At 62.4% G+C, this 12,931-nt stretch carries 12 protein-coding genes; 9 read left to right on the top strand and 3 right to left on the bottom strand.

Annotation, left to right across the window (positions count from 1 at the left end; translation table 11 throughout):
* Positions 1 to 138: 138 nt before the first annotated feature.
* Together larC and N3C12_14700 are read right to left on the bottom strand one after the other, a co-directional pair.
* Positions 139 to 1,314, bottom strand: a complete 1,176-nt coding sequence (gene larC, locus N3C12_14705; protein MCX8073677.1) for a nickel pincer cofactor biosynthesis protein LarC — start codon at positions 1,312 to 1,314, stop codon at positions 139 to 141.
* Between the two features lie 117 nt (positions 1,315 to 1,431).
* Entirely contained in the window at positions 1,432 to 3,237 is a 1,806-nt protein-coding gene (locus tag N3C12_14700; GenBank protein ID MCX8073676.1) for a pectinacetylesterase family protein, read from the bottom strand.
* Between the two features lie 423 nt (positions 3,238 to 3,660).
* Between N3C12_14700 and pheA the strand changes: the two genes are divergently transcribed.
* The 9 genes from pheA to N3C12_14655 all read left to right on the top strand — a co-directional run bounded on the left by pheA (position 3,661) and on the right by N3C12_14655 (position 12,218).
* Positions 3,661 to 4,749, top strand: a complete 1,089-nt coding sequence (gene pheA, locus N3C12_14695) for a prephenate dehydratase (GenBank protein MCX8073675.1) — start codon at positions 3,661 to 3,663, stop codon at positions 4,747 to 4,749.
* Between the two features lie 16 nt (positions 4,750 to 4,765).
* Entirely contained in the window at positions 4,766 to 5,890 is a 1,125-nt protein-coding gene (gene hisC / locus N3C12_14690) for a histidinol-phosphate transaminase (protein ID MCX8073674.1), read from the top strand.
* On the top strand, positions 5,874 to 6,749 hold the full coding sequence (locus N3C12_14685) for a prephenate dehydrogenase/arogenate dehydrogenase family protein (GenBank protein ID MCX8073673.1): 876 nt from the start codon (positions 5,874 to 5,876) through the stop codon (positions 6,747 to 6,749). The genes hisC and N3C12_14685 overlap by 17 nt, the downstream gene beginning before the upstream one ends.
* On the top strand, positions 6,746 to 8,029 hold the full coding sequence (aroA, locus tag N3C12_14680; GenBank protein ID MCX8073672.1) for a 3-phosphoshikimate 1-carboxyvinyltransferase: 1,284 nt from the start codon (positions 6,746 to 6,748) through the stop codon (positions 8,027 to 8,029). Before N3C12_14685 ends, aroA begins: the two co-directional genes overlap by 4 nt.
* A complete protein-coding gene (cmk, locus tag N3C12_14675) occupies positions 8,026 to 8,715 on the top strand; it encodes a (d)CMP kinase (protein ID MCX8073671.1) in 690 nt (229 codons plus the stop codon). Before aroA ends, cmk begins: the two co-directional genes overlap by 4 nt.
* Before the next feature lie 10 nt (positions 8,716 to 8,725).
* Positions 8,726 to 10,489 carry a 30S ribosomal protein S1 gene (locus N3C12_14670; protein MCX8073670.1) on the top strand — a complete coding sequence of 588 codons (1,764 nt, stop codon included), beginning with the start codon at positions 8,726 to 8,728 and terminating at the stop codon, positions 10,487 to 10,489.
* Between the two features lie 26 nt (positions 10,490 to 10,515).
* Positions 10,516 to 10,812 (top strand): integration host factor subunit beta, encoded by a 297-nt coding sequence (locus tag N3C12_14665; GenBank protein ID MCX8073669.1) that lies wholly within the window; start codon positions 10,516 to 10,518, stop codon positions 10,810 to 10,812.
* A 62-nt stretch (positions 10,813 to 10,874) separates the two neighbouring features.
* Positions 10,875 to 11,408 (top strand): HIT domain-containing protein, encoded by a 534-nt coding sequence (locus N3C12_14660; protein MCX8073668.1) that lies wholly within the window; start codon positions 10,875 to 10,877, stop codon positions 11,406 to 11,408.
* A 348-nt stretch (positions 11,409 to 11,756) separates the two neighbouring features.
* Positions 11,757 to 12,218, top strand: a complete 462-nt coding sequence (locus tag N3C12_14655) for a ubiquitin (GenBank protein ID MCX8073667.1) — start codon at positions 11,757 to 11,759, stop codon at positions 12,216 to 12,218.
* Positions 12,219 to 12,228: 10 nt separating this feature from the next.
* Here the strand turns inward: N3C12_14655 and N3C12_14650 are convergent, their stop codons facing one another.
* Positions 12,229 to 12,900, bottom strand: a complete 672-nt coding sequence (locus N3C12_14650; protein MCX8073666.1) for a TetR/AcrR family transcriptional regulator — start codon at positions 12,898 to 12,900, stop codon at positions 12,229 to 12,231.
* Positions 12,901 to 12,931: the final 31 nt, after the last annotated feature.

Here is a 12,931-nt window from a genome sequence, read left to right as displayed (position 1 = left end):
AATGGAGCTGAGCAAAGATGGGCGCCGACCTAGCGTGCCCCTATGGGCAGGAGCAACTCTCGGGGAAGGGCAAGGGTCCGCTGCACTTGGCCTCGGCTCGTTTGGCGCGCGGGGCCGACCCAGCAGGGTTGCGCACGACTACGAGTCTTCTCGACGAGCAGCAGCCAGGGCGGCTTGGTACACCAGCTTCAAGGGCACGTTCACCTCATGAGCGAGGCGTTTGCAGTCTTCGTACTCCGGTACCAAGTTCCAACGCCCGTCGGGCATCCGCGCCGCCTTGATGCGCACCTCGCCGTAAGGGGTGGACACAACCCGCTCCTCTCGGATGAGGCTATGGCGACGCACTGGGTAGCTCCGTACGCCGAGAGAGGTGGTTTCGTTGAGCAGCACCTGCATGACCGCAGAGTGTGCGGCAGCGTCCGAGAGAACATGCAGTACGCTTGCAGGACGGTTTTTCTTCATCTGCGCGGGGGTAAGCCATACGTCGCGAGCGCCGGCGGCAAACAGCCGCTCGAACACCCAGTCGAACCACTGCGGCGGCATATCGTCGATGTTGGTTTCGACGACCATCAATTCGTCCTCGGTAAACTGCGGCGCGGGCTCCCCCAGTACGAGCCGGAGCAAGTTCGGACGATCGGACCACTCGCGCGCTCCAGCGCCGTAGCCGACGCCTAACACGGCAAGGGGCGGTGGAGGTCCGGGCTTGCAAACAGTGGCGACAATCGCTGCACCGGTGGGCGTGACCAGTTCGCCCTCTCCGTCGCCAAAGTGCACAGGAAAGCCGCGCACAAGCTCGACCGTAGCCGGCCCCGGCGCGGGTAGCACGCCATGCTGCGAAGAAACGAATCCGCTGCCGAGCGGGAGCGTCCGCACATACCCCGCTTCAATTTGGAAGTGCTGCAAACCGACCGCAGTGGCGACAATATCGATAATCGAATCGACCGCTCCGACTTCATGGAAGGTCACGTCTTCCGGGGGCACGTTATGCACCCGTCCTTCAGCAACGGCGAGGTGGTGAAAAATCTGAAGCGCCCACTTTTGTACCCGCGGATCGATGCGGGCGCTTTCGATCATCGCGCGAATGTCGCGGAAGGCGCGGTGAACATGAGGAGCTTGAGCGGGCACCTGGACTTCGAACTTGTAAGCCCGGATCCCATGGATCATACGGGGGAACGCCCGCACTTCGTACTCGCCGAGCGGTAGCGCGTCGAGCGTGCGGCGCACCTCATCGAGCGGCAGGCCCAAGGAAAGCAAAGCGCCGACGGTCATGTCTCCGCTCACGCCCGCAAACGCGTCGAAGTAGAGTATCCGCATAGCCCTCTTCTCTGTTGCTCTTGCTTGGCACGGCATACCGGCACCTACAAGCGCTTCTTGCATCGGCTTCTTCGGAGCGCGCGGGAGAGCGTGTGGGCAAGCCGCGGCCGCTGGAGTTCAGGGGCAGACGATCCGGGCGCCAGACGGTGAGCCCGGGTCGGAAACAAAAGGAGCTTCTAGCGGACTCGGTTTCGGGTCGCCGGCCAAGACTTTGCCGCAATCCGTGCACTGCACGTTGACCCATTGCGCGGATCGTGTGCGCATGGCCTGCACCCAATCGACGATGGTCATCGACTCGCCGCCGCTTTGGTCGGTGTACACCTTGTTCAGGCCCCACATGCCGTGGCGGGAACCGGCTCCAACGTAGTACCGGTAGTTCGTCGGATTCGATGCATAGCTCGCCACCAACTGGCTCATCGCAACTGAATTCCATTGGCAAGTGGCATCCCACCAGCGGGCCCACTGTAATACGTTTGTCGGATTCAGCATGATGTTGTAAAAGCCACTTTGCCCGCCGGAGCCTCCATCGTAAGCAGTGGTGTAATGGGCCCAAGCAGTGTGGGGAAAGAACGAGGCCACAGCACTCACATAGACCGGCAGCCCTCCACCCTGGAGCGCGGCGAGAACGTTGGGGATTGTCGCAGGAATGTGTGCGGTGAGATTCCAGGTCGGTAACTCATTGAGCAAGAAGCTTGTGGTGATCACGCCGTTGCCGGCATCGCCGAGCACGGAGAAGTGAGAGGCTGGCCAAACGAAGTGGTGCAGCGGGGCGTTGAAAAAAGCCCCGTAGGCACCCGCGCTGGTTCCGGCGACGAAGACCTCGTCGGGATTGACGAAATGCTCTCGCGCCCATTTTTCCACCACGCGCGCGTTGTGGTAGCCACGGTGGTACACCAGCACGGTGGAGGAGTTGGTGTACTCGCGGTCCGCATCGCCAAAGTGCAAATCGCCCGTGCAGTACGGGACGAAAATAATGTTCCAGTCTTTGAACGGATTGTTAGGGTTGCTCAAGTTCGCGAACCCAGCCGGGCTCGCCAGGTTGTTCGGGTTGTCCGAGCCTAAGGGGTCTACACTGGTGTCAAACGTCACCAAGAAGCCGCACGTCATCCAGTTCCAGCAGGCACCCCCGCCTTGGTAGTAGATGAGCAGATTGTTCGTGGTGCCGCGCTTCGCGAAGAAGGAAAAGGGTGTATCGAAGGCGCAGCGCGGTCGCAGGGTCTCTCCCTGGTACGTGACCACGGCGGGCGGCGTGATGGTTGCGAAAGCGGTATCGGGCACCGCCGGGGAGATGGTTGCGAGTTCGATCGTAGCGCCAACTAAATCTTCCACCAGCGATTGCAGGGCGCTCTCGGTTGCCATGGTCGGGCAGCTTCCCGCTGTGGCTTTGTTCCAAGCCTTCGTAAAGTTCGCAACGGCTCGGTTCCGCTTGCTCTCGCGCTTGGTGCGTTGCGGGTCCTTGTCCAAGCGAGTGACAAACGTTGCTTCCGCCGCCAAGAACGCGCGGCACTTGGCACCGGCCGCCCGGAGCAGCGAGCGGCTGCAGCGTGCGTGCGCCGGGACGTTGAGGTCGAGCCCCTCGTGAATAGCACTGCGTACGGCTTGGATTTCAGTGTCGATGCTGCTTTGCATGCTGGCAACAGTTGCCGTAGTCTCGCTGCAATCGACGCCTTTCGCCGCTGCGTCGAGCTCCGCTTTGCTCCAGCGCGTTGCCAGCAAAGCAGCTGCTTTGGCCAGAGCGGCATCGCGCCTGGCGCTGTCCTGGGACACATCCCACGCTCCCCAGGCGCGTGCCGCGTTGCGGCAGTAGGCGGCGGCTGCGCTCAGTTTGGTGGCAACGCAGCGATTGGTGGGATACACCGGACTGGCCGCCCGAGCTGGTCCTCCAGCGAGCGCGATCAACGCAAATAGCGCCAAACGGTGCATCCCTGTGCCCTCCCCTTTAGCTTCGGCTGCGTATGCCCGAGCTCGACGGTTTGCAAGCCGGAACCGTGCGCGGCATGCGGCTCGGTCGAGAGGCGGTGAGGCTTTGACCACGAGCGCCAAGACGCCACCCTGCTCGCTTGGCATCCGACACCGACGGCTCCTCGCCCCGGCGGGATTCATCGGTGGCAATGTCCAGCTCGGTGGCGAATGGGGCGCCCGGAGGACAAGTAGGAAGGCGACAACGAGCGCGGTGTAAGTGCTCGGTGCACGGACCTTCTGCGTTGCAAAGCAGCCGCACATCGGCTACGCGAGCGAGCCACTGAAGCCTGCCAATGCGCCACGGGGTGTTGACCGCAGCCGAGCCAACAGCGGTGCTGCTGGGTGCTTGCCAGCAGTAGTGGCCGAGCGCAACAAGAGGGAACTGTGCGACGACCGACTTCCATCGATGACTTGCGAGCTCGCATCGACGATATCGATCAAAAAGTCCTCGCGCTGCTCAACCGGCGAGCCCGGCTGGCGCGAGAAATCGGTGAACACAAGCGGCGACAGAACGCGGCCATTTACGCGCCCGCGCGGGAAAAGCAAATTCTGGCTCGTTTGCTGCGTGCGAACCGGGGCCCGCTGCGGGCGGATCAGGTGCGGAGTATCTTCCGCGAAATCATCAGCGCCTGTCTTGCTTTAGAGCAGCCGCTGAAAGTCGCGTGCCTCGGGCCGTTCGGTACGTTTTCCCACCAAGCTGTGGTGCAGCAGTTCGGTAGCCAGGCGAACATCCTGCCGGTGCCGACGATTCCTGAAGTCTTCGACGAAGTGGAGCACCGGCGTGCCGATTACGGGGTGGTACCGGTGGAAAACTCCACGGAAGGAGTGGTTGCGGTCACCCTGGATCGGTTGGCCGAGTCGTCGCTTACCATCAAGGCGGAAATCCAACTGCGGGTGGAGCACTGTCTGCTGGCGCGGGCGTCCCGGCTCGAGGATGTGGAGCTAGTCTTCGCGCACCCGCAAGCGTTGGCGCAGTGCCGGTTGTGGTTGCGAGCACATTTGCCGCATGCGCGGCAAGTCGAAGCGCCGAGCACTGCGGCGGCGGCGCAGCGGGCGCAGAAGGAGCGAGGTGTGGCAGCGGTAGCGAGCAAGCTCGCTGCTGCGTACTACGATTTGAATGTACTCGCCGAAAGCATCCAGGACTTGGCCAACAACTTCACTCGCTTTTTTGTTTTAGGGCACGACGGACTGGCGCGCCCGAGTGGCGACGACAAAACATCGATCGTCATTTCCGCGCGCCACGAGGCGGGTGCGTTGTATCGCGTGTTGCAGCCCTTTGCGGAGCACGGCGTGAGCTTGTGCAACATCGAGTCGAGGCCCTTGCGCAACCGCCCTTGGGAGTATCTATTTTTCCTCGATATGGTGGGCCACGCTGAGGAGCCGCACGTGGCGAAAGCGCTGGCGGAGGTCGAGCGGCGTTCGCTGTTTTGCAAGGTGTTGGGGTCGTATCCGGCGGCGAGTCGCCCGACGTGACCCGAGTGGATGGACGATGGCGAAGAAGCTGGAAGACTTAGCGCCGGAGTGGATCCGTACGCTTGCACCCTATCCACCCGGGAAGCCCATCGAAGAGCTCGAGCGCGAATATGGCATCCGTGACTCGATCAAGCTTGCCTCCAACGAGAACCCGTTGGGTCCTTCGCCGCGAGCGATCGCCGCAATTCGCGAAGCCCTAACGCAACTGCACCGCTATCCGGACGGCAGTTGCTATTACCTGAAACGAGCTTTGGCGCGGAAGCTCGGGGTGTCGGCTGACGCCATCTTGTTTGGCAGCGGCTCCAACGAGCTCATCGAACTCGCGGTGCGAACATTTCTCCGGCAGGGTGATGAAGCGGTGATGGCCGACCAGGCATTCGTGATCTACCGCCTGGTCGTGCAAGCGCAAGGCGCCACGGCGCGCGTGGTGCCGCTGCGCCACTACACGCACAATCTGGAAGCGATGGCCGACGCGATCACGCCAGCCACGCGCATGGTGTTCCTCGCTAATCCGAATAACCCAACGGGAACGATTGTTTTCCGCAACGAATGGGAAGAATTCCTCTCTCGGGTGCCAGAGGACGTGCTGGTGGTCATGGATGAGGCGTACTTTGAATACGTGGACGACCCGCGGTATCCCGATTCGCTGTCGAGTCAATCGCCCACGCGGGCGCTGTTGACCCTACGCACGTTCTCGAAGATCTACGGCTTGGCTGGGCTGCGGATTGGATACGGCATCGCCCCGCCCGCGCTGGTGGATCTGATGGACCGTGTGCGCGCTCCTTTTAATGTCAGCAGTTTGGCGCAGGTCGCAGCCCTGGCCGCCCTCGAGGACGATGAGCATGTACAGCGCACGCGTGAAGTAAATCGCCGGGGCATGGAGTTCTTCCGCCGCGAGTTCGAGCGGCTGGGACTGGAGTACGTGCCGAGCTGGGCAAATTTCATTTTGGTTCGCGTGGGCAACGGCGCGCGCGTGTACGAGGCCCTTCTGCGCCAGGGAGTTATCGTGCGGCCCATGGGAGTGTACGGATTTCCGGAGCACGTGCGGATCAGCATCGGAACCGCGGCCGAGAATGAGCGCTGTGTCCACGCACTCGAGCAGGTGCTGCGCGGGGGAGGACTGCGTGCCGCTGCATTTTAACCGTGTGGCCGTGATTGGGGTGGGCTTGATTGGCGGCTCGCTGGCCTTGGCGGCACGGAGGGCGGGTGTGTTCGGTGAGGTTGTGGGCGTAGGTCGGAGCCCTGTCAACCTCGAGGAAGCGCGACGTCGCGGCATCGTGGATTCTTTCACCCACGACCCGGCAGAAGCGGTGCGCAAGGCGGACCTCGTTCTCCTGGCAGTGCCGGTGCGCGCCATGGCGGGAGTGGTCGCACAGTGTCGCCCGGTGTTGCTCCCGGGCGCCGTTGTGACCGATGTGGGAAGCATGAAGCGCTACGTCCTCGACACGGTCGAGCCGCTGCTGCCCGCCGGCGTGAGGTTCGTCGGTGCCCATCCCATTGCGGGCACGGAAGCCAGCGGCGCCGCCGCTGCCGATCCTGACTTGTTTCGCGGCCGCCGGTGCGTGCTCACGCCCGGAACGCGCTCCGATCCCGCGGCGCTGGAGCAAGTGCGAGCGCTGTGGGAAGTCGTAGGCATGCGCGTGTTGGAAATGGACGCCGATAGCCACGACACCGCGCTCGCGTGGGTGAGCCATTTGCCCCACGTGTTGGCATTTTCGGCAAGCCGTGCCTTGGAGCGGTATCAACCTGACGCGGCACGCTTGGCCGGGCCAAGTTTTGCGAGCCTGACGCGGGTGGCGGCGAGCCATCCAGAGACCTGGGTGGATATTTTTATCGCGAATCGGAGTGCGATTGCTCGCGCGGTGGAAGGGTTGGTCGTGGCGGTAGAGGAGCTCCGACACGCAATCTGCACGGCCACGCCGGAGGAGTTGCGTGCGTGGCTCGAAGAAAGCCGGCAGTGCCATTTGCGTCACCTTCGGGCGAGCCGCGAGGAGCCATGAGCGAAAGCGATGTCTACTGGGTTCAACCACTCACGGGTCCAATCGACGCCGTGGTCGCGGTGCCGGGCTCGAAGAGCATCACCAATCGCGCGTTGCTCCTCGCGGCCTTGGCTGAGGGCGAGAGCACCTTGGAAGGCGCGTTGTTCAGCGATGACACGATCTACATGGCGCAAGCGTGGCGCGCCTTGGGCATTCGGGTCGATGAGGATCGCTCCGCTCGGTACTTCCGCGTAATCGGTGGAAGCGGCACCTTTCCCGCACGGGAAGCTGATCTGTTCGTGGGCAACGCCGGCACGGCCATGCGGTTCCTCGTGGCTGCCCTTTGCCTGGGCCACGGCCGCTATCGGATCGACGGGTCACCGCGGATGCGCCAGCGGCCCATCCAGCCATTGCTAGATGCCTTGTGCCAACTTGGAGCCGACGTGCGTGCCGAGCACCTCAACGGCTGCCCGCCCGTCGTCGTGCACGCACACGGCCTGCGCGGAGGAAAAGCGACCCTCGAAGCAAGCAAGAGCAGCCAATTTCTTTCGGCGGTCCTGCAAGTTGCTCCTTGTGCGCAAGAGGCCGTCGAGGTGCGCTTGCGCGGGTCATTGATCGCGGAGCCGTACGTGGACATGACCATCCACGTGATGCGTGCGTTCGGTGCTCAAGTGGAGCGAGAGGAACACGGTACGTTCCGTATCGGCCCGCAGCGCTATGTCGGCCGTCGCTACCGGATCGAGCCGGATGCGTCGAGCGCGCACTACTTTTGGGCAGCGGCCGCACTGTGTGGCGGACGCGTGCGGGTGCCGGGCCTGAGCCGCGATTCGTTACAGGGCGATGTGCGCTTCGCCGACGTGTTGGCGCATATGGGCGCTGCCGTCGATTATGGCGAGGATTTCATCGAAGTGCGTGGCACCGGGAACTTGTTTGGCCTCGATGTCGACATGAACGCCATCTCCGACACTGCCATGACCCTGGCGGCCCTCGCTCCCTTTGCCAGCGGACCGGTGCGGATTCGCAACGTGGCGCATTTGCGCCTGCAGGAGAGTGATCGCCTGCATGCCATGGCCACGGAATTGAATCGCCTGGGTGTGAGGGTGGAAGAGGCAGAGGATGCGCTCACTGTGTACCCGGGCACGATTCGACCCACAGTGGTGGAGACGTATGACGACCACCGCATCGCGATGAGCCTGGCGCTCATTGGCCTACGTGTGGCGGGGATCGGCATCCGCAATCCGCAGTGTGTGGGTAAAACCTTTCCCGAATTCTTCGCGAAATTGGAGGCGCTGCGCGGATGAGGCCATTGGTCGTTGCGATTGACGGCCCGGCTGGCGCTGGCAAGAGCACTGTGAGCCGTCGCCTCGCCCAGCGGCTAGGCTTTCAGTATGTAGATACGGGTTCCATGTACCGGGTGATTGGCGTGCTCGCCGCCGAGCGGGGCATCGCCCCCGATGACGCAGCGGCGCTCGACCAGTTGTGCCGTGAAACGCGCATCAGTTTTCGCGACGATGAACAGGGGCGGACGCGTGTCTTCGCTGACGGGCGGGATTTGACCGAAGCAATCCGCACCCCCGAAGCGGCGCAGTGGGCCTCGAAGGTATCCGCCGTTCCCGAGGTGCGTGCCCATTTAGTGGCCCAGCAGCGCGCGCTCGGTGCACGCGGCGGAGTCGTCATGGAGGGGCGGGACATCGGCACGGTGGTGTTTCCTGATGCCATGGCGAAGTTCTTTCTCGATGCCTCGCCGCTCGAGCGTGCCCGCCGGCGTGCCGCTGAGTGGCACCGCGAGGTCAGCGAAGCAGAGATCGAGGCAGTGGCGAAAGAAATTGCAGAGCGCGACGCGCGCGATCGGCAGCGTGCCCATGCACCACTCAAACCCGCGCCCGATGCGGTTTACGTCGACACCACCGAGAAAAGCATCGACGAAGTGGTGCAAATGCTCTACGAGATTGTAGCTGCGCGTCGCGCAGAACTTGCAAGGCTATAGGTGTGACGATATGAAGAACCGGAACTCAGCCCCAGGGGGTACCCCGTACATGGAACAAGCAAGAGATGAAGCTGCGTCCAGCAGCGAGAACGACTTTCGGGAGCTTTTCGAACAAAGCACCCGCGCGCCTCGCCCAGGGCAGGTCGTTCGTGGTCGTGTGGTCCATGTGTCACACGATGCCGTAACCGTCGACATTGGTTACAAGTCCGAAGGAACCATTCCAGTTGAAGAGTTCACTGATCGCGAAGGCAACGTTGAAGTACGGCCTGACGACGAGATCGATGTGTATGTAGTCGCGCTCGACCCGGACATGGGCGGTGTGCGCCTGTCGCGGGTGAAAGCCGAACAGCTGCGGGTGTGGAGCGATATCGAAAAAGCAGAGCGAACAGGGAAGACGATTGAAGGGGTCATCGTTGGAAAAGTGAAGGGTGGTCTCAAAGTCGACGTGGGCGTGCCCGCGTTTCTTCCTGCTTCGCAAGTGGATGTGCGCCCGGTCCGCTCGCTCGATCGCTTTATCGGCCAGCGGGCGCAGTTTGCCGTAATTAAGTGTAACCGCTCTCGGGGCAACGTCGTCTTGTCGCGGCGCAAGGTCATCGAGGAAGAACGCGAGCAAATGCGCCGGGAAACGCTGGCCGTGCTCGAAGAGGGCGTGATTCTCGAGGGCGTGGTCAAGAACATCACGGACTACGGAGCCTTTGTGGACCTCGGCGGCATCGACGGCTTGTTGCACGTCACCGACATGGCTTGGGGCCGGGTGAACCATCCGTCGGATGTGGTGAAAGTGGGCGAGCGTGTGCGGGTCGTAGTGCTGAAATATGATCCGGACCGCGGGCGGGTGTCGCTCGGCATGAAGCAAATCATGCCAGATCCGTGGCAAGGAGTGGCGGAGCGCTATCCTGTAGGTTCGCGGGTTCGCGGCCGGGTGGTGAACATCGCCGATTACGGTGCCTTCGTGGAATTGGAGCCCGGGGTCGAGGGATTAGTGCACGTATCGGAGATGTCGTGGACCAAGCGTGTGGTTCATCCCTCGAAGGTCGTGGAGCCCAACCAAGAAGTCGAGGTTGTGGTGTTGGACGTCGATGAGGAAAATCGACGGATCTCTCTCGGCTTGAAACAGGCCGTCCCTAATCCGTGGGACTTGCTCCGCATCAACCATCCGGTGGGCTCGCGCATCACGGGCGTCGTGAAACACATTACCGACTTCGGCGTGTTCGTGGGGATTGCTGAAGGCATCGATGGCCTGGTCCACGTGTCGGACATGCACTGGACGAAGAAGATCAAGCATCCCTCTGAGTTGTACAAAAAAGGGGACACGATCGAGGCGGTAGTGTTGAGCATCGATCCTGAGCACGAGCGGGTTGCTCTCGGCGTGAAACAGCTCACGGAGGATCCCTGGAACACCATGGCGCAGAGGTACCCCGTGGGTAGTCGGGCGCGCGGCAAAGTCACCTCGGTTACCGACTTTGGTGTCTTCGTCGAGCTCGAAGAGGGCGTCGAAGGACTCATCCATGTTTCTCAGTTGAGCCATGAGCGGGTGGATCGACCGCAGGATCTCTTCCAGCCCGGCCAAGAGGTCGAGGCGGAAGTCACGTTGGTGGATCCGAAGGATCGGAAGATTAGCCTGAGTATCCGCGCGTTGCGGCGTACGGAGGAGCGGATGGAAATGGAGTCGTACCTGCAGCGCGACCGCAACCAGGGCCGCTTCTCTCTGCAGGACATCATGGCCGAACAGTTGCGGGCAGAGACGGAAAAGAAAGAACCGCCGCAATCCTAAACGGCCGTTGGGTGGAGAGTGGCGGTATGACGAAGAGAGAGCTGGTCGAAGAGCTTGGCCGCCGGTTTCCGTATTGCTCGCGCCGCGATTTGGAGGTGGTGGTTCACACCGTGTTTCGCAGCATGGTGGAGGCGCTCCAGAAAAATGGACGGGTCGAAATTCGTGGGTTCGGCACCTTTCAGCTTCGCGAGCGTCGCGGGCGCGAGGCCCGCAATCCAAAAACCGGCCAGCCTTTCCGTGTTGCTCCGAAACGACTGCCGTTTTTCCGTGCCGGCAAGGAGCTGCGCTTGCGGGTGGATGGGCAAAAGCCAGAGAACAGTTAGCACCAGCCCCTTGCTGCGGGCGCGCGTTGCGCGGGCCGGAATGTGAACACCGAAGGTGAACGGTGGACAAGCGTAAGCGGCGGTTGCCCACGCGGAATCAGGGAGAGGGGGAAGTGGTCGAAGTCCTGTGGGCTCCTTGGCGCGGCGTTTACCTGAGTGGACCCAAGGATCCCACCTGCATCTTTTGCCGTGCCCGCGATGCGAACGATCCAGCCGAGCAATATGTGTTGAGCACCTCGCCCGCCGTGGTCATGCTCAACAAGTTTCCCTATGCCACGGCTCATCTGATGGTGGCACCGCGCCGGCACACTGCGGATTTCGCCGGGATGCCTGCAGAAGAAGCCTGCGAGCTCCTTAAGGTCGTACAACGCGCCGCTGTCGTTTTGCAGGAGGTGTACAAGCCCGAAGGAATGAACATTGGGCTCAACCTCGGACAAGCGGCTGGTGCCGGTTTCGTTGACCACTTGCATTGGCACCTCGTCCCGCGTTGGATTGGCGACACCAACTTCATGCCGGTGCTTGCGGGTGTAAAGGTGATGCCGGACCACTTGCAGGCAATTTACGAGAAGCTCAAACCCCACTTTGCTGGGGAGTAGCCCGAGAGGTGCCTCCAACTTCGAGCGGCGCTCGGCCCGCGGTCGCCGCGCAGAGGGCTCCTAACGCGGTGGCCAAATCAGCGCCGCTCTGCTCACGGCGAAGTTGTTGTTCCGCCGCTTTTTGGGGGCCGAGAAGAAGGAGTCGCTCCTGGTGCGCGGAAAAATCGGGCGGGCGCCGGTGATGCCCGCCTGGCAATCCAGAGACGCTCTCCGGATCTTTTTGCGAAGCCCAAGCCGAGGCCCCGAGCTGGGGTGAGCCTTGTGAACGCAGACCGCCTACCGCGCAGAGTTGCATAACAGAGCTTTTACGTTGTAGGGGTCGGGCGGTCTAGAAGCGGGTGGTATTCCGTGAGACGGGCCCGAACCAAATCTATAAAGGAAATCCTGGTTTGCTTGCGAATCTTGTCCCTCGCGCCCGCATGCGTGCTGTTTGTCATGTCTCGACCTACCCTGGCCATGCAGATTTTCGTCCGCACCATTCCTGGTACGACGATCACCCTCGAAGTTGAGCCGACAGACACGATCGGTTTCGTAAAACAGCTCATTCAGGATAGGATCGGCATCCCGGTCAGCGAACAATGCTTGGTCTTTGGTGGCCAGGAACTTCCCGACGATGCAACCCTTCAGGAGTTGAACATCCAAAGGGAGAACACTCTCTTCTTGCGGGAATGCCAGAGGGCAGAGGTCTCGACCGTGCCCGTTCTCACGGGCGTTGCTGGAATAGCCCTCGCATTGTTGGTTTTGTGCGTTGGCGCTGCCTCGCTCCGGCAAAAGAGCGGGCAGTGTCGCCCTCCTCGTTTCTCCTCGTAGCGCTGCGCACTCAGCCGTTCGGCGACGGCCCGTAGGCGCGCAGCAACACATCGACAGCGTGTTCGACCGCCCGCTCGCGCTCCTTCCGGCTCGGCGCCGGGCGCCCGCCAATGAGAAGGCCGATGCTCACGATTCCCTGCCACATGCCGAGCAACTGCTCGGCGGCTCGCTGGCTGTCGTGAGGGCGCAAGTCCCCGCGGGCCTCGGCCGCAGAAAGAATGCGTGCCACTTTTGTCCGCATCGTTTCGGGTCCTTCGCGGTAAATCAACCGGCCCAAGCGCTGGCGGAGAGACGGCTCGGCAGCGAGCATGCGTTGCAACGCAACGGTTTCGCTGCTGGTGAGGAACTCGACCAAGCGGGTCCCGAACTCGACGAGAGAAGCCCGAACGTCAGAGGTGGTTTGCGGGAGCCGGTCCAGCGCACGGGTCATGCTCGCACGGTGGTCTTGGATGACCGCGCGCAGCAGTTCGGTGAGGTTGGGGAAGTAGGCATACAACGTGGCCTTCGACACTCCCGCCTCGCGGGCAATCCGTTCCATGCGCAGCTTGCGGGGGTCAGCGGCGAAAAAGATGCGCCGGGCCGCGGCAATGATGTCGCTCCGCTTGCGCTCGTCGCGCGGCCGCCCGCGCGGCCGGCGGGTAGTGCGCGCTGCCTGCGGTTGTTTTCTCGTTCTCGCGGCCATTTACTGAACGCTTCCGTTCACATAATGTACG

The sequence above is a fragment of the Candidatus Binatia bacterium genome (genome assembly GCA_026415395.1).
Taxonomy (GTDB): Bacteria; Desulfobacterota; Binatia; order HRBIN30; family HRBIN30; genus HRBIN30.
The sequence above is the reverse complement of the archived record's forward strand: the minus strand, read 5'-3'. Positions and strand labels throughout refer to the sequence as shown.

Coding starts and splice junctions, on each gene's coding strand:
- aroA (MCX8073672.1), top strand. CDS start 6,746: ATGAGCGAAAGCGATGTCTACTGGGTTCAACCACTCACGGGTCCAATC.
- cmk (MCX8073671.1), top strand. CDS start 8,026: ATGAGGCCATTGGTCGTTGCGATTGACGGCCCGGCTGGCGCTGGCAAG.
- N3C12_14700 (MCX8073676.1), bottom strand. CDS start 3,237: ATGCACCGTTTGGCGCTATTTGCGTTGATCGCGCTCGCTGGAGGACCA.
- hisC (MCX8073674.1), top strand. CDS start 4,766: ATGGCGAAGAAGCTGGAAGACTTAGCGCCGGAGTGGATCCGTACGCTT.
- larC (MCX8073677.1), bottom strand. CDS start 1,314: ATGCGGATACTCTACTTCGACGCGTTTGCGGGCGTGAGCGGAGACATG.
- N3C12_14670 (MCX8073670.1), top strand. CDS start 8,726: ATGAAGAACCGGAACTCAGCCCCAGGGGGTACCCCGTACATGGAACAA.
- N3C12_14650 (MCX8073666.1), bottom strand. CDS start 12,900: ATGGCCGCGAGAACGAGAAAACAACCGCAGGCAGCGCGCACTACCCGC.
- N3C12_14665 (MCX8073669.1), top strand. CDS start 10,516: ATGACGAAGAGAGAGCTGGTCGAAGAGCTTGGCCGCCGGTTTCCGTAT.